The sequence below is a fragment of the Gracilimonas mengyeensis genome (genome assembly GCF_900182705.1).
Taxonomy (GTDB): Bacteria; Bacteroidota; Rhodothermia; order Balneolales; family Balneolaceae; genus Gracilimonas; species Gracilimonas mengyeensis.
Genome location: NZ_FXTP01000020.1, coordinates 1 through 26,504 on the forward strand (window position 1 = coordinate 1; position 26,504 = coordinate 26,504).

A 26,504-nucleotide genomic window follows, 5' to 3' on the forward strand; every position below is an offset into this window, starting at 1 on the left:
GCCGTGGCAATGGTGATACCGCGCTCACGCTCTTCAGGAGCGTTATCGATATCTGCAAATTGCTTGGCCACTCCACCATAGGTCTTAGCCATTACAGTTGTAATAGCTGCTGTCAAAGTAGTTTTGCCGTGATCTACGTGTCCAATGGTTCCCACATTCACATGGGGCTTGGTTCGCTGAAAGGTCTCTTTTGCCATGATTAAGCTGTTTAGTTAAGTATTGTTTTCAAATTCTATAATTGACCTGAGCCGATAGTCGGATTTGAACCGACGACCCCTTCCTTACCATGGAAGTGCTCTACCCCTGAGCTATATCGGCGAAGCTGAGCGAGCGACCGGAATCGAACCGGCAACATTCACCTTGGAAGGGTGACGCTCTACCAATTGAGCTACGCTCGCTTGATCGTGGGGGGAGCAGGATTCGAACCTGCGAAGTCTCACGACAACAGATTTACAGTCTGCCCCAGTTGGCCGCTTTGGTATCCCCCCATCAACATTTCAAAAATCCGTAAACTCAAATAAAATTAAACGCATCACCCACTTGGGAGTATTGAATGTTGCGCGGCCTGCAAAGTTACCATTCTTTTAACGAATAATCACCCTACAAACCAAACTTTTTTAGAGCTTGGAGCCAGTGACCGGATTCGAACCGATGACCGACGGTTTACAAAACCGTTGCTCTACCAACTGAGCTACACTGGCTTTTCACGAAAGACTCCAAAATTACGCATGTTAACTTTTATTGTCAACATGATTTCGATAAAAATTTCAGTCTTTTTCTAATTTCTTTGCCTTTGATTTTGTTCGCCAATAGCTGGCGAATTTCATAGCTATGAAAAGTACGATTAATCCCAGAATTATCTTACCGTAATTTGATAAATATTCACCGATAATTTGCCAGTTATCGCGGATCACCCAACCCATAGCCAAAAGTAAAGTGTTCCATAATACCGAACTGAGCAAAGAGCTTAGCGTAGTAGGCCAAATTCGTAAGCGTGACATTCCTGCTGTGAGTGCGATTACCGAGCGCGTACCAGCTAAGAAACGATTAGCCATCACAACACCTTGCCCCCACTTCAGCATCCAGCGCTTCCCTCTGCGGAAATGCTTGTAATCCAAAAAACGTAGCAAAAGATGGCTTTCGCGGTTATTTTCAATCTGCTCGCCCCATATAAAACCGAGCCAATACATCGTCATGAAGCCGGCAACAGAAGCAACCACCGTCAAGCTCCAAACTGGAAATAATTGAATTACACCTTCCGCAGCCAAATATCCTCCAAAGGCAACAATTACATCACCTGGTATGGGAGGCAACAGGTTTTCAATGTAAGCAATGGCAAAAAACATCAGGTACATAGCTATAGGAGGTACCACCTCAATCCAATCTACTATACCCTGTACTATTTGGTCTGCCATCAGAGACTTTTCCTGATAAGTATTACCGCATGCGCCGCCATGCCTTTTTCTTTACCTACAAAACCCATTTTCTCGGAAGTTGTTGCTTTAACTGAGATCTTATCTACTTCACATTTTAGATCATCGGCAATATTATTCCTGATCTCATCAATATAGGGTTTTAGCTTTGGACGTTCTGCTATCACTGTGGCATCGATATTACCAATGGTATACCCTTTGCCCTGAACCAGCTCATAACTTTTACGAAGCAATTTGCGGCTATCTGCGCCTTTAAATTCAGGATCCGTATCCGGAAAGTGAGTACCAATATCGCCTAATGCCAAAGCACCCAACAGGGCATCCGTAATGGCATGAAGCAATACATCCGCATCAGAATGACCTAAGAGACCCACATGGTGTGGAATTTCAACCCCTCCTAAGATTAAAGGGCGGCCTTCTTTGAGCTGATGCACATCATAGCCGTATCCAATTCTGAATTCACTCATAGCTGATTATTCAAAATCAATTCTGCAACTTTTAAATCAATGGGATAGGTTATTTTAAGATTCTTTCTATCCCCTTCCACCATCTGAACATTGCCGCCAATTCGTTCTACCAGCGAAGCATCGTCCGTACCTACAAAATCATCTGCTAATGCAGAATTATAGGCTTTTATTAATAATTCTTTTTGAAATATTTGTGGAGTCTGTGCCTGCCAAAGTTTAGAACGATCGGGAGTTGCTGTAATATTGCGCCCCTCATCAACCTGCTTAATAGTATCTTTAGCTGGCACACCAATTACTCCGCCCCCTACCTTGCTTGCAACTTCACAGCATTTCTCGATTAAGCTGGAGCGAATGAAGGGCCGAACGGCATCGTGCACAGCTACCAGCTCTACTTCATCTTTTATTACTTGCAAAGCATTATAAATAGAGTACTGTCGCTCACTACCCCCTTCAACTGCAAGATAGGAAACCGAAGCCTCTTCAAAGTTTTTAAATAATGATTCAATCCTGGGAAGATAATTCGATGACGCAGCGATCACGATTTGGTGAATATCTCTGACGTTCAAAAACCGGGATATGGTGTGTTCTAAAATGCAACGCCCCCCAAGCTCTAAAAAAGGCTTAGGGATATCCGCTCCCATACGTTCACCCGACCCGGCCGCCGGTATTATGACCGACAGTTTAGCCATCTTTAAATAATAAGCATTGCATCACCGAAGGAGAACATTCGGTAATCTTTTTCCTTGGCTTCTTCGTAGGCTTCCATCAGGAAATCGTAACCGGCAAAGGCTGCGCCTAACATCAACAGTGTTGACTCGGGACGATGGAAATTGGTAATCAATGCTTCGGTAATCTTAAATTCGTACGGTGGATAAATAAATTTATCGGTCCAGCCGGTGCCTGGTTTTGACATCCCACTGGCCATCACGCTTGTTTCGATGGTACGTACCGCGCTAGTACCAATAGCAATTACTTTATTCTTCTTGCTCTTCAGCGCCTTATTGATCTTGTCAGAAGTATCTTTGGAAATGAAATAGTTTTCCGAGTCCATGCGATGCTTGGTAAGGTCTTCAACCTCAACATTTCGGAAAGTCCCCCATCCAATATGCAAGGTGGTGGGTAAAAACTCTGCACCTTTATCTTCAATTTTTTTAACCAGCTCTGGTGTAAAGTGCATACCAGCTGTTGGAGCAGCAACAGCGCCACGCTCAGTAGCAAAGATAGTTTGATATCTTTCCTTATCTGCCTCAACCGGTTCTCTTTCGATATACGGAGGAAGCGGCATCATACCCAACTCATCCAATTTGTCATAAAGCTCCTGATTGGGGCCTTCATATAAAAAGCGGATGGTACGTCCACGAGAGGTCGTGTTATCTACCACCTCAGCCATTAACTCATCGTCTTCTTCTCCGAAATAAAGCTTGTTACCAATTCTAATCTTACGCGCCGGCTCTACAAGTACATCCCAGAGCATATTTTCAGGCATAAGCTCGCGCAACAAAAACACCTCAATATCTGCCTCAGTCTTTTCTTTCTTTCCCTTTAAACGAGCAGGAAATACCTTGGTATTGTTATAAATAACCACATCACCTTCATTCACATATTCGTGAATATCAGAAAAGGTTTTGTGTTCGATGGTTTTTTCAGCACGATTCAGCACCATGAGCTTGGCTGAATCTCTTTTTTCCAGCGGTTCTTCGGGTACGTTTAAATCGTCAATCTCAAATTTAAAATCGGTGAGCTTCATCTAGCTTTATATAATTTATTCAGTACGGTTAGAAAAGTTGAATAAGATAGCCTTTTTTTTCTGCGATTTCAAAGAAAGCCCGCAACTCGCCTTGTTTATTATTATTCCCCAAATGATTATACTTAACAAATTGTTTAGGCGTTGAACGAGAAATATTATCACGCGCTATGAAAAAGATATTTACACTTACTTTTATTTTTTCCCTCTTTATCAGCTTGCAGCTTTCTGCTCAACTGAGAGAAAACCTGGATGCGTACTACGAGTATACCGGTCCAATAATTAACAAGAACGCACCTACGGTACAGTCTGGGTTAAACGACTTCTTCCAGAACAGGGTGAAAATGAGTCATTCCTATTCCATGAGTTTTGGTTCTGTGGCCGGATCCTACCAAAACGTGAATGCATACACCAATACCATGCATTTTCTGTTTACTGAAAACCTCACAGGGCGCCTGGATGTCTCATTCTTACACTCTCCATTTGGTGGATCTGATTTTGTTGATACCAACAACGGAATTAATGGCGAAATTATGATCCGGAATGCAGAATTGAATTATCAAATTAATGATAATGCACATATCCGGTTTCAGTATCAGCAAATTCCCGGCGGATACGGTTACAGCCCATTTAGAAGTGGCTTTGGTTTTGACAGATATGACCGGTACGACCGATTCAGACCTTGGTATTAAATTTTAGTTGATGGCAGATACAAACGGCACAAGCTCTTCTACCTCTAATAACGAACTTTTTTTAAATGCTGCCATTGGGTTTCTTAGCGTGCTGCTTTTGGTTTTGGTAGCCGCTCTTTTCACCCGTGTTGTTTACCCACGGATTTTTAATGAAAGGGCAGAAGTGGAATCCGGACTTATCAGCGAAATTATCCAAATTGAAGTGCTTAACGGATGCGGGGTAAACGGAATTGCCAATGCTTACACGGGCTTGTTAAGATCAAATGGCTTTGATGTGGTAGAAACGGGCAACTTTGAAACTTTTGACCTGCAACAAACTATGATTATATCAAGAAGTGGCGTTATGGATAATGCCTATCGCGTTGCAGATGCTCTGGGAGTATCCAGAGAAAATGTACTCCGGGAATCATCCCCTGATTTTTACCTGGATGTAAGTGTGATCATAGGTCACGATTACGAAAATCTAAATTCTGAATAAAATACATTTTATGACAAATATTAATCAGCCGGCAAAACAACAATTTGAACATGCTTTTTCTGGAGACAGCCCCGATTCGAAACAAATCGTGGAACTCGTCACCGAAGCCCTTGCCAGTAAAAAAGGGAAAGACATCACTGTATTGGATGTATCTGAATTAACCACTCTTACCGATTATTTTGTGGTGTGTCACGGTACTTCTGATGTTCAGATTAAAGCTCTTGCTGATGCTGTGGAAGAAGATCTAAGAGAAAAATCAGGTGAGCGCGTTTGGAAGAAAGAAGGTCTTCAGGGAAGAGCGTGGGTCATCCTTGATTTCGTAAACATTGTGGTTCATATCATGAGTAAAGAAAAAAGAGAGTATTATGGTATTGAGCGGATGTGGAATGATGCAAAGGTCACTCACATAGCCGAAGAAGAAACTGAATAAACCGTAATTTAAAGACTCTTCAGAGTGCCTTCCACTACTCATCGCATACTTATTACAGAGCCTATCCCCGAAAAAGCTATAGACTTTCTAAAACAGCATGGGGAAGTCACTGTTGGAGAAAAAGGCACTTATCAGAACCAAGAGCATTTAATAAGGGACATTAAAGGGTACGATGCCCTGTTATGCATGCTCTCTAATCCTGTGAATAAAAGGGTGTTAGAAGCTGCAGACCGTTTAAAGATTGTGGCCAATTTTGCGGTGGGTTACGATAATATTGATGTGGAAACCGCCCATGAACTGGGTATAAAAGTGGCCAACACACCGGATGTATTAACTGAAGCTTGTGGCGATTATGCCATGGGATTACTTATGGCCCTCTCCCGGAAATTCAATGAGGCCGAGGCTTACCTTCGTGAAGGTAATTTTACCGGCTGGGAACCGCTTGGCTTTTTGGGGATGGAATTGCGAAACAAAACACTCGGCATTATAGGTATGGGACGAATAGGCCAAGCTTTTGCCCGACGTGCCCGCGCTTTTGGAATGCAAATTAAATATCATAACCGTAGCCGCATCAACCCTGAGATCGAAAAGGAACTGGAAGCTACCTACATAGCCGATCATTACGAACTTGCCAGGCAAAGCGATGTACTAAGTCTAAACTGTCCTTTGACGGAAGAAACCCATCATTTGGTAGATCGTAATTTATTGGAAATTATGCCTGAGCATGCCTTGTTGGTTAATATCTCAAGGGGAGCTGTAATTGATGAGGCTGAACTTGCCAAGGCCTTGAAGGAAGAAGTGATTGTTGGAGCTGCCCTTGATGTTTTTGAAAATGAGCCGGAAGTGAATCCTGAATTACTTAAAACTCCCAATACGCTTTTGTTGCCCCATATTGCCAGTGCTACCCATGAAACTCGCGAAGCCATTGGTATGCTCGCTGCGCAAGCCATTGCTGATATTCTGGAAGGCAAACTGGCTTCGGAAGTTCCCAACTTGATTCGTCCCTGAATATAGCTCATATTCATTTCATTAATTCGAGCGTAATCCACCCCATTTGAACCTTCCTCCCCCAAATAACAGAACCTGGATCGTAGCCATCCTTTTGGCCCTTGCAGTGCTTACCTATGGCTTTTTTGAGTTACTGGTTGCCAATCAGGAAATCTCAGAGGAACGGCAAGCCGAGCTGGCACAGGAAGCAATCCGTGCTGCATTGGGCAACTTTGCAGAATTTGAGCAACAGTTTGTTTACCAAAGCCAGGATATTACCAATCAACTAACCGATCACATCCGAACGGATGCTTCCCCCGAACAAATTTACAATCGCATTATGGGCCAGTACGATTTTTGGGGAATCTCTGTGTTCAGAGATAAGGAATTGTGGATTTGGGAAGGTTTTGGAGAACTGGAATACGACAGCACTGCCGTGCCAACCGATTCGACCACTTTCGTTGATATAGGGCAATCCAATAATGTTACCTACTTAAAGTATGCCCACCAATTTCAGATTTCCGGGGCCGACACTACTCATCACTACATGGTGGTCATCAAAAAAAAGATACAACAAAACAACATTCTGGCCATAGGCGACAATGCGGAACTTGAAGCCTCAGAACTTTTCCAGAGTGTCAGTGATTACCCGGTACACTTTCATTTTTTTCAGGAAGCATCTGAAAACGCTCAATTTAAAACCACGCTATCCACTCAAAGCATCGACTCAGCCGGGGTTATTTATACCTTGGCTGAGGATGATCAATCCTATCAGCAATATCAGAAAAACCTAAACTTTCTGTATCGGGCGGTATTCTATGGCGTTATCATATTATTGTTTACCCTTTTTCTGGTTGAAATCTCCAAAACCTTTAGCACCTGGAAGTCTCTTTTCTTAAAGCTTTTGGCTATTACTATAGCATGGCTATTTTTTGCAAACTTGGAATACGGAGTTGGCTGGCTGGGCTTTATACGAGCCCTGGGCCAGGGACAAATGCCGGAAATCCGGCCATTGCTTAAATACGGGTTACATGCCCTGTTTATCCTACTCATTACCTCCACCGCTTTCTCCCCTTTTCTAAAAAATAAAATCACCTTTAAAGATAAAGACCAAAACCTGAATTATCTCATCTCAGCTCTTTTTGGGTTCCTGAGTTTTTCTCTATTGCTATTTTATCTGTCAGAAACGTATCAGTTATTTACCGAAACAAGTATAACTGTATTAGATCTGGATGTTTTCCCTACCTGGCAGACCATCATATTCTATGTCTTTTCGGGGATATTTGCCATTTCTGCTACTGTGTTACTCACTCTTTTAGGATGGTTTCTTCTGAAATCCAGTACGTTATCTCCTACTATTTCTATTGCAACCATGTTCGGTGGCTTTGCAGCTGATATACTTCTGATGCTTCAATTGTCGGCCCTTCCTATTGGCCAGTATTGGTTATTTACTACCAGTTCTATCTTTTTTATAGTGATATTGATATTAATTTATGTCATTCAAAGAAATCCGGCTCTTTTCTCTTATACCTCCCGCATGCGTATGCTGATGCTTTTCAGTAGTATTACTGTAGCAATCACTTATATCTCAATCTATAAAGGATACTCAGAACATCTCAATAGTCAAATGCAGGAAGCGGCGAGGCTTTTTGTAGATGAAGAGGAATCTCAGGCAGAAATTATTGCCACAGAACTGCTAACCAACCTCGAGCAAAACCTTTCCGGGTTATCTGAAAGTGACTTCATTGAGCGCCCGGCTATCGTTGAAAATATTTTTATCCAACAAACCCAACAACTTATTTCAACAGAATGGGAGGCTTTTTCGATTTCAACACAGCTTGTAGATAACTCCGGCCAAATCATCGGAGAATATACCTCCGATATCAATTCCCCTGCCTGGACTCGTGCTTTCAACATACTATCACTGGTCATCCCCTTTGAGGAAGAACGGATCCGGATTGACAACCTGAGACCCATTGTAAGAGAACGCCCACTTGATGAAGAAAGCGGTAACTACTCTTCTTTCCGAAGGGCATGGATCCCATTGTATGATTTTGAAAGCCCAACCGAACGCATTGGCTGGATCTTGTGCTCGGTTTACCGGGAACGGCCCCAATTCGAAAAGCCGATTCGTGCTGTACTTGCAGCACAGGGCAACGAAGACTGGAATGCCTCTATCAACGTAACTGAGTTTGTTGACGGCGAAAATGCACGAAATACGGTGGCGGGTATTCCCCTTGAGCTACCCGGGTATTCACGGCTTCCTCAAACACTTATCGATTCTGTCCATGAAGATTCAACCCTCTTTAGAACTCATGAAATTGCCGGTCAAAAAATACGAGAGTACTTCATAGCTACTTCACCCAACCGCATTATTCGGGCCGCAACTGTACACCCCGGTTTGGAAAATCACCTGTTTTCTATAATTCGATATTTTTTCTTCCTGCTCATTACTGGTTTGATTGTACTCGCCGCTTTTTCACACAGAGAAGATCTAAACATTTTAGGCCACAACCAACGTTTCCGTGATCGTCTTATTGACCGTTTTATACTGGCTTCTCTGCTTTGTCTGATGGCCCTCACCACTGCCACGTACTATGCCATTAAAGATCAAAACCAAAAAAATATTCAGGACCAGCTATTGGGTAAAGTAGATAACCTCGCAGAAACTCTCTCGTCTCAGCCTCCGGTCGACCCAAATGAATTTCCAACTCAACTTACTCAGCTCACCTCCGCTTTGGATGCAGATGCCAGTATTTACAGTGGCAAAACACTGAAAACATCTACAACCAATCAAATTTATCAACAACATTTATTGCCGGATGTACTTCACTGGCCGGTTTATCAAGCACTCATTCAGGAAGGAAATTATCAAACCACGCATATGATCACCCTGGGTGATCAACCATTGCTGAAAGGGTATCAGGCTTTTGAAGATGATGACGGGAATATAGCGGGTATAGTAGCAATTCCTACCTTTTTGGAAGCACCAAAATTCAACGAGCAATTGCTTTCAACTACCAGCTACTTGCTGGGGCTATATGCAATTATCTTTGGCTTCTTTATCGTTGGTGCTGCGTTGATTTCATCTCGGCTTACGGCCCCCATTGAAGATCTTCGGGAAGGCTTGCAAAAGATTTCAGACGGAAACCTTGAAACCACCTTACCGGTACGTAGCCAGGATGAAATTGGTTCCCTCACCAATGCCTACAACGTAATGGTGTATCGGTTACAGGATTTACGGGAAGATCTTGCACGGGCCGAACGGGAAGCAGCATGGAAAGAAATGGCACAGCAAGTGGCCCATGAGATAAAAAATCCGCTCACTCCCATGAAGTTAAACCTACAGCATTTGGAGCGTCAGCTGAAATCAACGGAAGAGGATCTGGCCAAGGCTCGGCCAAAGGTCAAAAAAATTACGGCGAATATGATAGAGCAGATTGAATCTTTAAGCCAAATCGCCTCCGATTTCTCAAAATTTGCCAAACCTATCGACCAGGAGTTTGAGCCTGTAGAAATGAATGAACTGCTGCTTTCTGTCTCTGCTTTATACGAAACAGAGAAAAAACTGGTAATGAGAAAAGATCTTGCCGATTCTGAGATATGGATTCTTGGCGTAAAAGACGAACTGCGGCGGGTGTTCATAAATTTGGTAAAGAATGCCTACGAGGCAATGCCTAAATCACAAGGCAACATTACCCTCGCTTCACGGGTTGATACAGAAAAACAAAAAGTACAGATTTCAGTAATTGACGACGGTGAAGGTATTGCAGAAGAACACCAAGATCGGATATTTGTACCAAACTTCTCCACTAAAAGCAGCGGCACCGGTCTGGGACTGGCTATCTCTAAAAAAATTATTGAAGCCCACGATGGTACCATTACTCTCGTTTCCGTGCCAGGTGAAGGTACTACCTTTACTATTGAGCTGCCTTTAAAAGAACAGGAATAACACCGCCCACCTTTTTCTAATCTTAAACCTTATCATTTGCATATAATAGTCCGTACCTTGGGCGGCTCTATTGGTATGCAACATCTACACGAAGAAATAAAGAAAGAAAGCCGCACCCTGCTGGCCATAGGCAGCCCTATCATTGCCACACAATTGCTGCGCATGGGCCTCAATTTTACCGATACGGTAATGGCGGGAAACCTTTCAGCGCTAGACCTGGCCGCTGTAGCAATTGGGAACTCCATTTACGTGCCCATCGGAATCTTTTGTATGGCCACCCTGATAGCCATAAACCCGGTGGTTTCACAATTTTTAGGAGCGCGTAAGTTCGACGAGATCGGTAAAAGTGCCCGGCAAATGTTCTGGCTGGTGCTGATGCTGGCCATCCCTACCTTCTTCCTCATCCGAAACCTGGATATTGTAATGCGCCTGGTAGGCGTCACCCCGGAAATCATTCCCATTGCCGACGGATACCTGAAAGCCATATCCTGGGGGATGCTGCCTTTGCTGGCTTACGCTGGTGTGCGTTATTTTAGTGAGGGATTATCCGTCACAAAGCCTGCCATGTACATTGCCGCCGCCAGCCTGGTACTAAACGTAGGCGCCAATTATGTATTGATGTACGGCAAACTTGGGTTTCCTGCGCTGGGCGCGGTGGGAACGGGATATGCTACCACATTCATTAACTTTTTTGGTGCTGTTGTGTTCATTGGCTTTACCGCTTCTTTCGAACCTTTCAAACGCTTCAATATTTTTGCCCGTACCAAAGGACCGGAATGGGAATACATCGGTGAACTCATTCGTGTGGGTATTCCAAATGGCATCAGTTCTGCTATGGAAGTACTGCTTTTTGCAGCTGTTAGTTTGTTGATGGGTACCCTGAGCGTAAAAGCAGCTGCGGCCCATCAAATTGCCATCAATGTTGCAGCTACCATGTTTATGGTGCCCTTTGGCTTGTCCATTGGCATCTCCCAGCGGGTAGGGTTTTCCATCGGCCAGGGTTCTATGGAAAATGCGCGCTTTCGTGGATATGTTGGTATTGTGATGTGTGCAGGGGTGATGACGCTCACCGCCATCCTCCTCTTTCTGGTACCAGATTTCATTATCAGCATTTACACGGATGATCCGGAAGTAGCTACCACCGCCGTCTCCCTCATCTTTATGGCGGCCATCTTTCAGATCTCCGACGGCTTGCAGGTCGGTGCTTTTGGTGCCCTGCGCGGACTCAAAGACACTCGCCTGCCCATGATTGTCAACTTCATCTCCTACTGGCTGGTGGGCTTTACCACCGGATACGGGCTGGGCATCCACCTCGGCTACGGCCCCGAGGGTTTATGGATTGGACTAATTTGCGGCTTAACCGTAGCCGCCGTGCTGCATAATATTCGCTTCCACCGGCTTACAAAGTAGGGCTAAGGTGATTTTTGGTTGCTGTAGGTTGGAATTTCGCTCCCAATCAACCAATTCTGAACCAGAGGTTCCGGCAGGCATTCTCAACCGGCGGTTAGGGATGAGCAAAAAGGACTGTAGTAATGTCTTCAAAGTAACAGATAGTCTTTTACACCATTAACCCACCCCTTAATCCCCGCCCAAGCGGGGAAACTCTCAACCAGAGTAGTCTGACTGCTGACTACTAAATTAATTCATCATCATTCAAAATCAATACTGAATGAACGGAACAAACAAAAGGTTTAAGGTATTTAAATGCACCTAACCAATATATATGCCTGTTTATATTCATGACATAGCCACCGCCGTTCCGCCCCATGCCAGCCGGCAGCAACATATCCGGGAGGTAATGAAACAGCATGTGAGCACCGACCGGAAGTCAGAGGCTATCATTCACCGCATTTATTCGCAATCCGGTATTGAGACACGGCATTCGGTGATTGAGGATTTTGTAGATAATCACCATGGTTCTCTTTTTTTTAATGGAGAGGCGAAAGAGAATCCCGGCACTTCGGCTCGAAACAAGGTGTATGAGCAGGAATCTAAAAAACTGTTCATAGAAGTCGGACAAAAACTGTTAGAAGGCAGGACCTCCTTTTCTAAAGAGGATATTACCCATGTCATCACCGTTTCCTGTACAGGTTTTTATGCGCCGGGACCGGATTATGAGCTCGTTAAGTCTCTCGGTCTCTCCCCTTCCACTCAACGATTTCACGTTGGGTTTATGGGCTGTTACGGGGCTTTCCCCGCCATGAAAATGGCCCAATCTTTTTGTACGGCCGACCCTGATGCGGTGGTGCTGTTGGTAAGCGCTGAATTGTGCACCCTGCATTTCCAGTTTAATAATGATATTGATCATCTACTTTCGGGTTCTGTATTTGCAGATGGCGCGGCCGGTTTGTTGGTTTCGGCGCAATCACCCCAAAAACAAGCGCTAGAATTTCAGCATTTTGCCTCCTCGCTGGTACCTGATGCCGAAAAAGACATGGCCTGGACCATTGGGGATACCGGATTCAATATGGTGCTTTCCTCGTACGTGCCCGACATCATCCAGAAAAATATGCAGCCGGTGCTGGAGCCTTTATTCCAGCAGTTGCAGCTTTCGAAAGATGACATTGACCACTGGGCCCTGCACCCCGGCGGTCGGGCCATACTCGACAAAATAGAGCAGACCATGGAACTTCAGCCCGATCAACTCAAGGCTTCCCGTCAGGTATTGTCCCGATATGGTAATATGAGCAGTGCCACCATACTATTTGTCTTGAAAACCATGATGGATGCCGGACTTTCTCCTAACCAACAAATTCTGTCGATGGCTTTTGGCCCCGGTTTAACCATAGAAAGCGGGCTGCTGCGTGTTCATCAGCCCGAAGAAAATAAGTAGGGTCATGCCAAGATTATTCGCAGAACGGCAGCCGCATCTCGTAGAACACATGGACCGGGAGGATTGCGACCCGCAACGACTTGAGAATACCTACCGGCAATTTTCGCTCATCAACCGGTTGTTGGCGCGGTGGAAGAAAGTATACCAGTCAGAGATCCGTCCGCTGATGCAGCAAAACCAACCGTACACGATGTTGGATATCGGCTTTGGCGGCGGCGACCTGCCCGTACGCATGCAACAATGGGCTCGGCAAGATGGTATTGACCTTTTTGTTACCGCCATCGATCCTGATCCGCGGGCCTTCCGTTTTGTGCAAAAAAATCGCCCAAAAGCTCCCGTACAGTGGCAGCAAACTTCCTCCTCCGCCTTGGCAGAAAAGGGACAGTCTTTTGATTTTGTTATCTCAAACCATTTGTTACATCATCTTACGGATTCGCAAGCCGTGGACATGATGCAGGAAACCTCGGCGCTTGCCAGGAAAAAAGTTATCTTTAATGATATTGAACGGAGTGCCATCGGCTACGGACTGTTCAATGTATTTTCCCGTCCCCTTTTCCGAAAGTCTTTTATTACGGAAGATGGCCTGACCTCTATCAAACGCAGCTTTACGCGAGATGAACTCCGGCGAGTGGTTCCAAATGGCTGGCAGGTAAAACCTCTTTTCCCTTTCCGATTATTGGCTGTGTATGAACCAGAAAACTGAACATATCCCGGTAGTAATTGTAGGAGGTGGTCCGGTGGGGCTGTTTTTGGCCCTGTGTCTGCTCAAGCAAGGTATTGAATGCAGGGTACTTGAGAAACGCGAAAAACCGGTACCTGATTCCCGGTCGCTGGGCATTCATCCACCTTCACTGTCTTTATTTGATGAGTTGGGGATTACACAAACCTTCCTGGACCAAGGCATAAAAATCAGCAGAGGACTGGCTCTCTCTGAGCATGGAAAGTTTGGAGAAATTTCTTTTATCAATTTGGAGGCAACACATCCTTACATTCTGGCCTGTCCGCAGTTTACCACCGAATCTATTTTGCGGGATGAACTGGATCGGTTAGACGGAAGTGCGTTGATTACCGGGGTGGAGTTTGAAGGCTACAAGGATACCGGTGAGGAAGTAGCTGTTCGATACAAAACAAATCACCCCAAAGGAGAACAACAGGTAATAAGCAGCCGGTTTCTTGTAGGTTGTGATGGAAAAAACAGCATGGTGCGTCAACAGGCAGGCATTGCCTTCAACGGCAGGCGCTATCCCGATACGTACATTATGGGAGATTTTGAGGATACCACCACTTTTGGAAACGATGCCGCTGTCTTCCTGCCCAAAGCCGGGCTTATTGAATCCTTCCCCCTACCCAATGGTATGCGTCGCTGGGTAGTAAAAACCGTTGATTACATCGCTGAGCCTAATGCAGGCTTACTGGCGCAAAAAGTAAAAGGGCGCATTGGATTTGATATCAGTGACGTGCGGCATACTATGCTCAGCAGTTTTGGGGTGCAGCAGTATATGGCTGAGACTTTTCAAAAGGGTTCTGTTTTTCTGGCTGGTGATGCAGCGCATGTGGTAAGTCCCATTGGCGGGCAGGGAATGAACCTGGGCTGGCTGGATGCAAGGGCACTTGCCGACCATCTTTCAGATCATCTTCACCAAAAAACACCGGGTGTAAATTATACTACTCAACAGCAGCATCTTGTCAAGAAAGCAGCCCGCCGTGCAGAGTTAAACATGCGTTTGGGAAGAAAAGTTAGCTGGCCTGTGTTTAGAAATTTCGCTGTAAAACTGATGCTTAGCCCTATCCTGCAAAAGAAAACAGCCGGCATGTTTACCATGCAAAACCTGGAGAAAGGGCTCATTTGAAAAATTAATGTGTTACTCCGAAAGCAGTTCTACATCTCAAAAGGAAAGCTTACGATACAGGTTGAACCTATATTCGGGTTGGTGGCAAAGTTTATGTCGGCTTTTAGTTTTTGAGCGAGAGCTTCAACAATAAAATGTCCGCCATTATCCCTGTCGGATCCTTTGTTCTGATCGAAGCCTACGCCATTATCCGAAATCATAAAAATCACTTTTCCAGAAGAAGAGAGCTTGAGCGTTATCACAACCTCACCACTACTTTGTCCCACAAAAGCGTGTTTATAGGCATTTATAAGCAATTCATTCACAATAAGGCCACAGAGCATCCCGCGGTTTGCATCAATCTTTAAAGCCTCAAAACGAGTAGTGATTGATATCTCCTTTTCCGAATTGTAAAACACATTCTCAATATTTCGCAATACGGCCTCGAGGTAAGAGGATAATTCAATTTGCCCCGCATCCTGTTGGTTATAAAGCAGTGTATGAGCCTCTGCTACTGATTTCAGCCGGGTATTGGCAGCGGCAAGGGCTTCCTGCGAAACTTCGTCATCTATTTCCGCTATATCCAATTCCAGCAAGGCACAGATCGTGGCTAAGTTATTCTTCAGCCGATGGTGAATCTCTGACAATTGGAGTTCACAGTCTTCAAGTTTATTGGCCAGGGCGTCATATTTCTTTGAGCGCTGGATGGCATTACTTACGTGCAAGGCCAACAGCTCAAAAATGAAAATATCGTTTTGGGTAAATACCAGCCCTTTCTTTTTATTCAGTACTTGTAAAACACCAAAAGCCTCTCCCTCATCATCTTTAAGTGGCACACAAAGAATGTTGCGAGTGGTAAAACCATTAGACAAGTCCTTCCAAAAAACTTCCGTATCACTTATATCATTGGATACAAAGGGTTTGTTATGCCTGATAACCCACCCACCGATACCTCGGTCACGGGGTATAGTTTTTCCGATGATTTCTTCTTTAACCGGTCCGGTAGGAATACTGACATTCAATTCGCCAGTGGTTTCATCCAGCAACATCAGTGAACTTGCTTCTGCATGCATCACCAATTTTGCAGCTTCCATACTTTTAACCAGTAACTCTTTAAGCTCAAAAGTTCGGTTTATGCCTTCAACTACACGAAGCAGTAAATCCTTACTTCTGGATGTTCCCGGAAAATGATGAGTAATATTGACGTCGTTTTTAGTAATACGAGTAACCCTTTTTTTGATAGACCTATTAATAATGGAATTTATCCACCCAAAATCCAAATTTTAAAATAGCTGAATTCTTACCAATAAAAAAAGCACAGCCTAAAAAGACTGTGCTTTGAATTGTAAATATAGATTTTCAGCAGCTATTAGCTTTCCGCTTTGCTGCGTTTCAAGTAATCCAGCAGTACGGTGTGCAGGATTCCGCCGTTGCGGTAATAATCTACCTCAACCGGGGTATCAATACGGCAAACGGTGGTAAAGTTAATTTCTTCACCATCAGTTTTGGTAGCCGTTACTTTGATTTCATCCTGGGCCTGTACATCATCGTCCACATGAATATCAAAGGTTTCTGAGCCATCCAGTCCAAGACTGTCAGCACTTTCACCTTCTTTAAATTGCAGCGGAAGTACGCCCATCTGGATTAAGTTGGAACGGTGGATGCGTTCGTAAGAAGTCGCGATTACCGCTTCAACACCTAACAGTGCTGTACCTTTGGCCGCCCAGTCACGTGAGGATCCGGTTCCGTATTGGTTGCCGGCAAGGGCTACAAGTGGCGTATTGGATTCTTTGTACTTCAGTGACGCATCATAAATAGTCGTGATTTCGTCGTCTGGGAAGTACTTGGTATAACCACCTTCAGTGCCCGGAGCCAATTGGTTCTTGAAACGAACATTGGCAAAGGTTCCGCGGGTCATCACACGGTCGTTACCGCGACGAGAACCGTAGGAGTTGAATTCAGATTTCTCAACACCGTGATCCTTCAGGTATTTACCTGCAGGTGAATCTTCGGCAATGTTACCAGCCGGAGAAATGTGATCCGTGGTAATGGAATCTCCTACTTTAACCAGTGCACGTGCACCTTTAATGGGTTTGATGGGATCGGGATCTTCCGACATGCCCATGAAGAACGGAGGTTCTTGAATATATGTGGATTCATCGCTCCAGTTAAACAGGTCGCCACCAGATACAGGAATTTCTTCCCAGGTAGGTGATTCAAAAATATCACCATACATTTTTTCGAACAGCTCCGGTCGGATTGCAGCATCCAGGTGTTCGGCAATCTCTGCGGTAGTTGGCCAGATGTCTTTCAGATATACATCGTTGCCTTCCTTGTCTTTTCCAAGTGGCTCGTTGGCCAGATCAATGTCCACGCTACCAGCCAGTGCATACGCTACTACCAGCGGCGGGGAAGCCAGGTAATTGGCTTTCACCCAAGGGTGAATCCGGCCTTCAAAGTTACGGTTTCCGGAAAGTACTCCGGCCGCAATCAGGTCGCCTTCTTTAATGGCTGTTTCTACAGCTTCAGGCAGCGGACCAGAGTTACCGATACAAGTGGTACATCCGTAACCTACAAGGTTGAAACCAAGCTTGTCCATATATTCGGTAAGACCGGCTTCCTTCAAATATTCAGTAACTACACGAGAACCAGGCGCAAGAGAAGTCTTCACATACGCTGGTACTTCAAGTCCTTTTTCGTATGCTTTCTTAGCCACGATTCCGGCACCCAGCATTACACTTGGGTTCGAAGTGTTGGTACAGGACGTGATAGCGGCAATAACTACATCGCCGTGCTTCATCTCAATTTCCTGTCCGTTTTTATACAGCCCTTTGTTGGCCAGTTTCTCTTGCTCCATATTGAAGCCCATAGTTGGGTCATCGCTGGTCAGCGAATTCTCAAAAGACTTCTTCATGTTGCTGAGCGTGATACGATCATGTGGCAGTTTAGGTCCGGCCAGTGATGTTTCTACCGTGCTCAAGTCCAGCTCAAGAGTAGAAGAAAATTCAGGATCGGGAGTATCATTTGTGCGGAATAGTCCCTGCGCCTTGGTGTACTGTTCAACCAGGTTCACTAATTCTTCAGAACGACCGGTACGGCGCATGTAGCGCAATGCTTCTTCATCAACAGGGAAAAAGCCCATGGTAGCTCCGTATTCAGGAGACATATTGGCAATAGTTGCGCGATCGGGCAGACTCATATTGCTAAGTCCATCCCCATAAAATTCTACAAATTTACCAACTACCCCATGCTTACGCAGCATTTGGGTTACAGTCAGTGTAAGATCAGTTGCAGTCACTCCTTCACGAAGTTTTCCAGTCAGTTTCATACCTACTACTTCAGGCACCAGCATAGAAATTGGCTGACCCAGCATAGCAGCTTCCGCTTCAATACCACCAACGCCCCAGCCAAGAATACCGAGACCGTTAATCATGGTGGTGTGTGAGTCGGTACCTACAAGCGTATCAGGATAAGCGGTTACCGAACCGTCTTCCTCTTTGCGGGTAAATACGCCGCGACCGAGGTACTCAAGATTTACCTGGTGAACGATACCACGTCCCGGAGGTACCACACGGAAGTTATCAAAAGCTTCTTTACCCCACTTCAGGAATTCGTAACGCTCGCGGTTACGCTCCATTTCTTTCTCAACATTAAACATGAGCGCATAATCCTGCCCGAACATATCAACCTGAACGGAGTGGTCAATCACCAAATCCACAGGAACCTGCGGGTTGATGTCGGTAGCTTTTCCACCCATCCGTTTCATAGCAGACCGTAGTGCAGCTAAATCTACTACAGCGGGTACACCGGTGAAATCCTGCAGTACTACGCGGGATGGTTTAAAGGGAATTTCTCCCTGTGGGTTTTTGGCATCATAATTAGCCAATGCTTCCACATCTTTTTCCGTTACTGCATAGCCGTCAAATTCACGTAAAACGGCTTCCAATAAAATCTTAACGGAGAATGGAAGTTTATCAATATTGTCATAACCCAGTTCTTTCAATTTTGGAAGGCTGTGCAAAAAAGCCTTGCCCGAACCGGTTTCAAATTCAACTCTGGTTTGCTTCAGTTTATCGCTCATAGTTTAGATCAAATTTGGATTTACTTTTTCCGGAACTAAAGGTACAATTTTTTTGGCGTTTTTGTTGAGCCGTTCACATAGTTTATAGTTATGCGATTTATAGGGCAGATATCTGCGGATCTAACAGTACACTTGATGTACTTTATCAGGCCTTAATTCCCACGTATTCTTATCACTACGGTTAACAAACAGCGTTAGCTACTCATCCAATAGCTCAAATTTACCCCGCAGCATATCTATAGATTGGGCCATTGCGCGGTAAGTGTGATAGGTTGTTTTCCAGATGTGGCCTTTCATGCGTTCTTTAGCTTCGGGCTGCTCGTCAAGCCCACCTTCATACCAGCCTCCGTGCTCGTGGTCAATTAGGTATTTATCAATGTACTCCCACTGCTTTTTAAACTTTTCGAAGTACTTCATCTCATCATCGGGATGAAGCCGGGCCATCAATGATAATGCATTCAGCCCTTCTGCCTGCGCCCACCAGTTCTTGGTTTGGCGGATCACCGTCAGGGTATCATCCCCTGAAAAGTAATACCCGGCATCATAGAAACCACCGTCTTGCGCATCCCAGCCATTACGCAGCGAGTGATCTACCATTTGCTTTGCTTTTTTCGGGGTGATGGTATCGTCCTCGAGTCCCAATGCATGGGAAGCTTCCAGCATCAGGAAGGCCGTTTCTACATCATGCCCAAAGGAGACATGATCGAGGTAATAATGCTCATCAATCACCCCGCGGGAGGAATCCCGGAAGGATACGGGCGTCCAGTCCGGCTGCAGAAATAGAGTAAGCGAATGGTGTTCATTTACGATGGTATCACGAATTAACACCAGTATTTCTTCCAGCCGCTCAGCCACCAGCTCATCCGGCCACACGTGATAGAGTTCTGTAAAAGCCTCTAACAAATGAATGGAGCTGTTCTGATCTTTATAGCCAAGATCAGAGGTTGATGGAGTATCAGCACTTCTGCGAATCCGTGTACCATCCCGTCCCAAATGCTGGAAATACCCCAGGTATTGCGGATCATGGCTATGCTCTTCCAGCCACAGAAAGGCTTCTTTGGCTAATTCCAGTGCCTCTTCATCGCCTGATGCCTCGTAATAGGTCGCCAATCCATATATTGCAAAGGCATTGCCATAGGCTGTTTTAGCCGGTTTCTGAGGGATCACCTCACCACTTCGTGTTACCATAGTATGAAACCCGCCGAATTCCGCATCCCACATCTTATCCTTTAGAAATTCAAAGCCCTGACGAGCTGCTTCAAGATAATGTTCTTCTTCGGGATAACGCTGAGACGCTTTTGCATTGGTCCATACGTGTCGTGACTGCGACACAATCATTTTATTTTGCTGATCGGCGGGTTCAAAATCATACGTAAAAGCACTTAAGAAGCCTCCAAACTCTTTATCCACTGCCTTGGGATACCAGGGGGCAAGCAGCTCAGCTTCAAGTGAAACCTCGATCTCATTTGCATACCGCATGCGCTCTTCCAGATTTGGCGATTGCCCACATGCAGTGATTAACATTAGTAAAACAGCCGCCGGTAATACAAGCTTTATTGCTTTCATTGATGTCCTTTTATTCCGCATTTTACTTTAATCTAACAAATTGATTAATGAGGGAGAAATATTTCTGTAAGGCACCAGCTTCGAGGGGCAAGAAGCAAGTTTCAATGTGTTAGTTTCGCCCCTTTTTCCCTAAAACCTTGTGCCTTGTACCTAAAACCTGTCATCTAAATCCCCTCCCTCATTTCTGCTCTATAATTGTTATCTTGTGTAGTCTATTATTCATCAAAAAATACTACCGCTATAGAAGACCAAAAAACACTTACCGAAGAGATTATTGAACTGGAAGGAACCGATCCTGTGGCTCTTTTTGGTTTGCACGATCATAACCTCATCGCCCTGGATAAAGCATTTCCCGAAACCAAATTCAACAGCCGGGGCAACCGTATTAAACTAACCGGTCCCGCCCATGAAGTGGAAACAGCAGCTAATGTTGTGCATGGGATGATTGAATTGCTGGATCGGAAAAGCAAGGTTTCCGAAGGCGATGTGAAGACGCTCATTACCCTGAAAAGTGGCGAGTCTTATGCCAATGAACCAAAAATACGTTCTCTGGATGAAACCGAAGGCGACGTCATTATCCATACCCACACGGGCGAGGCTATTACGGCCAAGAAACCCGGGCAGAAACGCATCGTGGAATCTTCCGCTGAAAATGACATTGTATTTGCTATTGGTCCGGCCGGAACGGGTAAAACTTATACCTCGGTAGCACTGGCCGTTCAGGCTTTAAAAAATCGGAAGGTGCGCAAAATTATCCTGGCACGTCCTGCGGTGGAAGCAGGGGAAAATCTCGGTTTCTTGCCCGGTGATTTGAAGGAGAAAATTGATCCTTACCTGCGCCCGCTTTATGATGCGCTGGAAGATATGATTGACCAAGACCGCCTGGAACTGAATCTCGCCAAAAATGTGATTGAGATCGCTCCGCTGGCTTATATGCGCGGACGAACCCTCAACAATGCTTTTGTGATTTTGGATGAGGCCCAAAACGCCACTAACACGCAAATGAAGATGTTTCTTACGCGAATTGGCTTTAACAGCCGAGCCATCATTACCGGTGACGTAACCCAAACCGACCTTCCCCGCCGTCAGCAATCCGGATTGATTTCTATCCAAAATATCCTGAAGGAAGTAAACGGTATCGATTTTGTATACCTCGACGATGGCGATGTGGTTCGTCATAAACTGGTACGGGATATCATTAAAGCCTATGACCGGTATGAAGATGAGCAAAATAAGTAACCATTAGCTGACAGCTCAAAATATCACCCCAAAATAATTTTATGAAAACCTACGCTGCGGTTCTCTACGAAGGCACCTTCTCAGTGGGAACCGATAAAAAATTTGTTCGAATTGACCGGGATGATCCTCCGGCAAAAGGAGCCCTCAAACTTTCCCTCAACCCATTTCTGATTCACACGGAAGAGCGTAATTATCTGTTTGATTGCGGGATAGGTGAGTTTGGAGAAGATACCGGACCAGATACCATCCTTGGGAACCTGGAAGAACACGGCCTTAATGAATTTGATATTACCGATATCTTCTTAAGCCATCTGCATTACGATCATATCGGCGGACTTGCACACCGGCAAAATGGATATTGGGAGCTTACCTTTCCCGATGCCAAAATCTGGGTATCTAAAAAAGCCTGGGGGAAAGTCACTTCCAAAGATGAATTTTATGATGAGGAAAAGACAGAGTTCATCCATTTCCTGGATGCTAAAGCAGATCTGCACTTTTTAGGAGAAGAGGAACAACCCTATCCCGAAATTACCGTCCGGCAAATTGGAGGACATACGGAATTTCATCAGGTGCTTCTTTTTGATGATGGTGATAAAAAATATATGCAGGCCGGTGATGTGATTGGTACCAAAGGAGCCGTGAACAGAAAATACGCCGCTAAATACGATTTTGAACCCAAGGTTAGCCAACAGCAACGTGAAGAGCTGACTAAACTCGCTTATGATGAAGGTTTTACGCTGATGTGTTATCATGAAGACCGGCATCCTTTATTCAAACTAACCAACTACGACGAAAAAACCGGCTACAGTACCGAAAAGATTGAATCCCATGTCCCTGCCTGAATACATTCCCGAAATAAAGAGCTTTTTGACCGAACACGGTTTTCCCGAACAAGTGGATGCGGCCGTCATCCTGGGTTCCGGTTTGGGCAGTTTTGGTGATCACATCGAAAACTCAGATACCATTCCTTATGAGGATATTCCCTCCTTCCCCGTTTCTACCGTAGAGGGACATTCCGGCTCACTTATTTTCGGCGAAGTTGGCGGTAAATCAGTAGTGGCTTTTTCCGGACGGTTCCATCACTATGAAGGTCATGATTTCGCCAAGACGGTACTACCGGTACAGTTGGCCAGCGTGTTTGGGGTTAATAAGCTAATCATATCCAATGCAGCCGGTGGCATAAACTTGCGCTATCATGTGGGGGATTTGATGATAATTGACAGCATCATTAAGCAGTTTATGATGGTGTCAGAGCCTGCGGTATCTACCTGGAGCTCCCGCTTTGAAGAATATGCACTGGAAGTGAAGCAGATTGCCAGAGATCTTGGTATTGAAACTCAAATGGGTACCTACTTATATGTAAAAGGCCCCAATTATGAAAGCAAAGCTGAGATCAAGGCCTTCCGTAAAATGGGAGGCGATGCCGTGGGTATGAGTACGGCTCCAGAGCTCATAGAAGCCGCCAAACTGGATATCAAAACCGCAGCTATATCGCTTATCACCAATGCTGCTGCTGGCGTTACAGGAGAAAAACTGGACCACGCCGAGGTTAAAGAAGCCGCGGATAAGAAAAAAGAAGTGTTTGCAAGGTTGGTAAAGGGATTGATTCAACAGTTTTAATTCTTGACCGGCCCCATTAAAAAAGGCATCGCCCCTACCGGAACCATGCCTTTTATTTATTCAACTTATGTAGTTTAATCTTAGCCTTCCATCATCATTTTAAACACGTAGTCTTTAAAGCTCATCAGTTTTACACCGGCCGGAATTTCTACCATGGCTCTGGCCACGCTTGATTCATTCACATTCGTTACCTCCATGATTTTGGTGCGCTGATTGCCCTCTACCGCCTCAACAAGCATGGGAAAGTTCTTGCCTTTAAAAATCAATTCCTGGCTCATACCATTAATTTCGGCGTCAATGCTTTCGGGCATGTTCTTCCAGCGTTCACTCAGCATTCCCCAGTTGATATCAATCTTGGGAGCTAACCACACGGACAAATGCTTATCTGGATTTTCCTTGTCCTTAACAATCATCTCGGTGGTTTCATAACCGTTGATAGTTTTAACGCGATCAGAAAAACTGTAATCGGTTTTAAAATCATCTGAATCTGAACTTCCCGAAGACTCTCCTCCCCAGCTGGCCAGCATATCAACCAGACCTTCAATTTCAGTTTTGGTGACCTGCAAGGCTTCATCACTTCCAGTCATGATAATAAAGTCTTTCATGTCATTCCGGATAAGCAGGCCATCCGTGGTCATTTTATCCATCAGGTCAAAATTCTCTTCCCCTTTGATAAGAATACGGGTAGAAGTAGCATACAAGTTCAACTCGCTGACGTCGGTCTTGCCGTTGTCATTGCTATACATTTTCATGGAAATCTGGCCTTCAAATTGAGCTGAGGCCATAGAAGTAGTAAACAAGCTTATGAACAGTAAAGCAAAAAATGCGCGTAAAGAATTCTTCATGGTGTGATATTGATTATGCATTGACATACGAAAGTTTTAACGCCTTACGGTACCTTTATGTTTCATCCAAGAGTGCAAAATATCAGGCCGGGATAAAATCATACATACCTTTATTAATTTTCATTCAAACAACTCAAGGCTGCAATAGTAGATTGCAGTATCAATAAAGGGCCAGAGAATTAAACTTTCTCAGGCCCTTTGGTTCTTTCTCACTAATTCTGTTCGCTACTGATCTTTGGTAAGATTCAGATTACCGATGTTAGCTTCTGCTTTGCCATCGGCGATCGCTTCAAGCCTTGCCACTGCATCCCAAAGACTCATGGCTTTATCCAAAGTGGTGTCCAGCACATCATTTATCACCGGATAAAAATATTTCATCCCCCAAATTTGACGGGCCAATTCAGCCTTCATGCGTCCTTCAGCCAGCCAGGAAACTTCTTCAAAATGCCCGGTTGGCACAAACAAGGAATCATTACGGAAATCAGGTGTTTTAACGGTGTCTGAAATCACCATGCCTTTACTGAGCAGGCGGCTCTTCACGCTATCTATGTGGCGCTGTTCCCAGGTAAACTCTTCCCGGTACTCTTCAAAGTCATCTTCCCACCTGCTGCGCAGCTCTTCGCCTTCATCGTCCAGTATCTCACGTACTTGCTCAAAGAACACCTGGTTTCTCATGGCAAAGTTGAACACGTAGGCTGAAGTGGTGGTGTCATCAGGAACGATATAATCGGGGACAATACCTCCACCACCGTACACTGTTCTGCCGGCATCGGTAGAATATTTCAGCGAATCTGGTACGTGATCTATAAATTCAGATGCATCTTCCATCGCGTTATTTTCACGGCGATAAATTTCGTATGCATACTCTTCACCACCTTCCACAAAAGGTTTTTGGATCATTCTACCTGATGGTGTGTAGTATCGAGAAATCGTCACGCGAACACTGCTGTTATCAACCAATTCATATTGCTGTTGTACCAGTCCTTTGCCAAAAGTTCGTTTTCCAACAATCAAACCACGGTCGTGATCTTGGATGGCACCGCTCACAATTTCGCTAGCAGAAGCGGATCCTTCATTAACTAAAACAATCACTGGTGTTTCACGAAGTTTACCGTCCTTTCTGGAATCATAATCCCCGTTAAAACGAGTGTGCTTACTTTTGGTTGATACCAGTTGTGTGCCTCGCGGAAAAAATTCTTCAGCAATAGCAATGGCCTGACTTAAGTATCCACCCGGGTTATTCCGTAAATCCAATACGAGTCGCTCCATACCCTCTTCTTGCATTCCTGAAACGGCTTCCATGAACTCGCTATGGGTAGTGGCTGCAAAACGGTTAATCTTCACATAACCGGTTTTCTCATCCAGCTTGTAGGAAGTATCCACGGTATACAGAGGAATATCATCCCGCGTGATGGTAAAATTGATAGGCTCTTTTACATGGGGACGCTTGATCGTTACATCTACTTTTGTTCCTTTCTCTCCCCGAAGTTTATTGAGCACCATCTCGTTGGTATAACCGATGGCAGAGGAGTCTTCGATAGCAATTATACGATCCCCGGAACGAATACCTAATTGCTCACTGGGACCGCCAGAAATAGCTGTAATTACGGTGATGGTATCCTGAATGATATTAAACTGAACGCCAATACCCTGAAACTTACCATCAAACTCAGCTTGAATTTCTTCGTTGTCTTCGGGCTCGATATACATGGAATGCGGATCCAGCGTTGAAAACATTCCTCGCAGCGCCGCATCAGTCAGCTTGGCCATATCTGATTCCGGACTATTATTTGCGATATACAAATAGGCTTTCTCAAAATTGGAAAAAGAATCCCGGATTGATCCAATTTCTATCCCCTGAAAAGTGGTATCGATGGGGGTACCATCAACTGCTAATGTACTGTCTTTCAAGGACTGTACCATTCGCTTCACGCTGGCCTTATACATCTCGGTCAGATCGGGCTCCCCAAAATAATTGGTTACGATACTACGCTGTGCCTGCACGTATTTCGTCAGATTGGTCGTATCATCGTTGCCCTCATCCTGGGCTTTTAAAACCGGATCTACACCTGTAAACCTGAGCACAGCAAACAGCAAGAGCAGAAACAAATTGGGGTACAGAAATTTCTTTAAAGTCATAGGTAATAAATTTTGCATCGGTTCGATGGTGTATAGTAATAACCAGAATTAGCGCGAATAGTTTCGAGTGCTAACGATTGTAGGAAAAAAAGTAGTATTGCACAATGTTAAAACTGGATTGATATTTTTAAAGTTTTACACTCTGAAAGTAAAAAGGGTGCCGTGAAGC

At 44.8% G+C, this 26,504-nt stretch carries 22 protein-coding genes and 4 tRNA genes; 12 read left to right on the forward strand and 14 right to left on the reverse strand.

The window, feature by feature from the left end; genetic code table 11:
* The 9 genes from FN815_RS17645 to queA form a co-directional block, all read right to left on the reverse strand.
* Positions 1-197, reverse strand: a 197-nt coding sequence (locus FN815_RS17645) for a GTP-binding protein (RefSeq protein ID WP_246075346.1), incomplete at its 3' end; no start/stop codon positions are given.
* 49 nt (positions 198-246) lie between these two features.
* Positions 247-318 (reverse strand) — tRNA-Thr (locus tag FN815_RS17650).
* Positions 319-325: 7 nt separating this feature from the next.
* Positions 326-398, reverse strand: a tRNA-Gly gene (locus FN815_RS17655).
* A gap of 7 nt (positions 399-405) precedes the next feature.
* Positions 406-488, reverse strand: a tRNA-Tyr gene (locus tag FN815_RS17660).
* Positions 489-625: 137 nt separating this feature from the next.
* A tRNA-Thr gene (locus FN815_RS17665) sits at positions 626-701 on the reverse strand.
* A 66-nt stretch (positions 702-767) separates the two neighbouring features.
* Complete coding sequence (locus FN815_RS17670) at positions 768-1,415, reverse strand: DedA family protein (RefSeq protein ID WP_142456163.1); 648 nt, start codon at positions 1,413-1,415, stop codon at positions 768-770.
* A complete protein-coding gene (gene ispF / locus FN815_RS17675; protein WP_142456164.1) occupies positions 1,415-1,900 on the reverse strand; it encodes a 2-C-methyl-D-erythritol 2,4-cyclodiphosphate synthase in 486 nt (161 codons plus the stop codon). The genes FN815_RS17670 and ispF overlap by 1 nt, the downstream gene beginning before the upstream one ends.
* Entirely contained in the window at positions 1,897-2,589 is a 693-nt protein-coding gene (ispD, locus tag FN815_RS17680; RefSeq protein WP_142456165.1) for a 2-C-methyl-D-erythritol 4-phosphate cytidylyltransferase, read from the reverse strand. The genes ispF and ispD overlap by 4 nt, the downstream gene beginning before the upstream one ends.
* A 2-nt stretch (positions 2,590-2,591) precedes the next feature.
* Complete coding sequence (gene queA / locus FN815_RS17685) at positions 2,592-3,647, reverse strand: tRNA preQ1(34) S-adenosylmethionine ribosyltransferase-isomerase QueA (protein ID WP_142456166.1); 1,056 nt, start codon at positions 3,645-3,647, stop codon at positions 2,592-2,594.
* A 167-nt stretch (positions 3,648-3,814) separates the two neighbouring features.
* Here queA and FN815_RS17690 point away from each other — a divergent pair, with 167 nt between their 5' ends.
* From FN815_RS17690 to FN815_RS17730, 9 genes are all read left to right on the forward strand, one after another.
* Positions 3,815-4,336 (forward strand): hypothetical protein, encoded by a 522-nt coding sequence (locus tag FN815_RS17690; RefSeq protein ID WP_142456167.1) that lies wholly within the window; start codon positions 3,815-3,817, stop codon positions 4,334-4,336.
* Between the two features lie 10 nt (positions 4,337-4,346).
* Complete coding sequence (locus FN815_RS17695) at positions 4,347-4,814, forward strand: LytR C-terminal domain-containing protein (protein WP_142456168.1); 468 nt, start codon at positions 4,347-4,349, stop codon at positions 4,812-4,814.
* Between the two features lie 10 nt (positions 4,815-4,824).
* Positions 4,825-5,244 (forward strand): ribosome silencing factor, encoded by a 420-nt coding sequence (rsfS, locus tag FN815_RS17700; protein ID WP_142456169.1) that lies wholly within the window; start codon positions 4,825-4,827, stop codon positions 5,242-5,244.
* A 24-nt stretch (positions 5,245-5,268) separates the two neighbouring features.
* On the forward strand, positions 5,269-6,252 hold the full coding sequence (locus tag FN815_RS17705; protein ID WP_142456170.1) for a 2-hydroxyacid dehydrogenase: 984 nt from the start codon (positions 5,269-5,271) through the stop codon (positions 6,250-6,252).
* Positions 6,253-6,298: 46 nt separating this feature from the next.
* The gene (locus FN815_RS17710) at positions 6,299-10,183 is read left to right on the forward strand and encodes a sensor histidine kinase (RefSeq protein ID WP_142456171.1); all 3,885 of its coding nucleotides are present in this window, start codon (positions 6,299-6,301) and stop codon (positions 10,181-10,183) included.
* A gap of 36 nt (positions 10,184-10,219) precedes the next feature.
* Positions 10,220-11,593, forward strand: coding sequence for an MATE family efflux transporter (locus FN815_RS17715; RefSeq protein ID WP_246075348.1), 1,374 nt, complete (start codon positions 10,220-10,222; stop codon positions 11,591-11,593).
* Positions 11,594-11,906: 313 nt separating this feature from the next.
* Positions 11,907-13,016, forward strand: coding sequence for a type III polyketide synthase (locus FN815_RS17720; RefSeq protein WP_142456172.1), 1,110 nt, complete (start codon positions 11,907-11,909; stop codon positions 13,014-13,016).
* A gap of 4 nt (positions 13,017-13,020) precedes the next feature.
* On the forward strand, positions 13,021-13,719 hold the full coding sequence (locus FN815_RS17725; protein WP_142456173.1) for a class I SAM-dependent methyltransferase: 699 nt from the start codon (positions 13,021-13,023) through the stop codon (positions 13,717-13,719).
* Entirely contained in the window at positions 13,703-14,866 is a 1,164-nt protein-coding gene (locus FN815_RS17730; RefSeq protein ID WP_142456174.1) for an FAD-dependent oxidoreductase, read from the forward strand. The genes FN815_RS17725 and FN815_RS17730 overlap by 17 nt, the downstream gene beginning before the upstream one ends.
* A gap of 29 nt (positions 14,867-14,895) precedes the next feature.
* On the opposite strand, the gene FN815_RS17735 is transcribed toward FN815_RS17730, so the two are convergent.
* From FN815_RS17735 to FN815_RS17745, 3 genes are all read right to left on the reverse strand, one after another.
* Complete coding sequence (locus FN815_RS17735) at positions 14,896-16,125, reverse strand: histidine kinase dimerization/phosphoacceptor domain -containing protein (protein WP_185957369.1); 1,230 nt, start codon at positions 16,123-16,125, stop codon at positions 14,896-14,898.
* 89 nt (positions 16,126-16,214) lie between these two features.
* Positions 16,215-18,926, reverse strand: coding sequence for an aconitate hydratase AcnA (gene acnA, locus FN815_RS17740; protein ID WP_142456176.1), 2,712 nt, complete (start codon positions 18,924-18,926; stop codon positions 16,215-16,217).
* Positions 18,927-19,124: 198 nt separating this feature from the next.
* Positions 19,125-20,492: an AGE family epimerase/isomerase gene (locus tag FN815_RS17745; RefSeq protein WP_142456177.1), complete on the reverse strand. Its 1,368-nt coding sequence runs from the start codon at positions 20,490-20,492 to the stop codon at positions 19,125-19,127.
* 279 nt (positions 20,493-20,771) lie between these two features.
* On the opposite strand from FN815_RS17745, the gene FN815_RS17750 reads away from it, so the two are divergent.
* The 3 genes from FN815_RS17750 to FN815_RS17760 are packed head-to-tail and all read left to right on the forward strand — an operon-like array spanning position 20,772 to position 23,351.
* A complete protein-coding gene (locus tag FN815_RS17750; protein WP_142456206.1) occupies positions 20,772-21,731 on the forward strand; it encodes a PhoH family protein in 960 nt (319 codons plus the stop codon).
* Positions 21,732-21,772: 41 nt separating this feature from the next.
* On the forward strand, positions 21,773-22,573 hold the full coding sequence (locus FN815_RS17755) for an MBL fold metallo-hydrolase (RefSeq protein ID WP_142456178.1): 801 nt from the start codon (positions 21,773-21,775) through the stop codon (positions 22,571-22,573).
* Positions 22,560-23,351, forward strand: a complete 792-nt coding sequence (locus FN815_RS17760; protein ID WP_142456179.1) for a purine-nucleoside phosphorylase — start codon at positions 22,560-22,562, stop codon at positions 23,349-23,351. Before FN815_RS17755 ends, FN815_RS17760 begins: the two co-directional genes overlap by 14 nt.
* Before the next feature lie 80 nt (positions 23,352-23,431).
* Here FN815_RS17760 and FN815_RS17765 read toward each other — a convergent pair whose 3' ends face one another.
* Both FN815_RS17765 and FN815_RS17770 read right to left on the reverse strand, forming a co-directional pair.
* On the reverse strand, positions 23,432-24,196 hold the full coding sequence (locus FN815_RS17765) for a DUF4412 domain-containing protein (RefSeq protein WP_142456180.1): 765 nt from the start codon (positions 24,194-24,196) through the stop codon (positions 23,432-23,434).
* A gap of 225 nt (positions 24,197-24,421) precedes the next feature.
* Positions 24,422-26,335 (reverse strand): S41 family peptidase, encoded by a 1,914-nt coding sequence (locus FN815_RS17770; protein ID WP_142456181.1) that lies wholly within the window; start codon positions 26,333-26,335, stop codon positions 24,422-24,424.
* Positions 26,336-26,504: the final 169 nt, after the last annotated feature.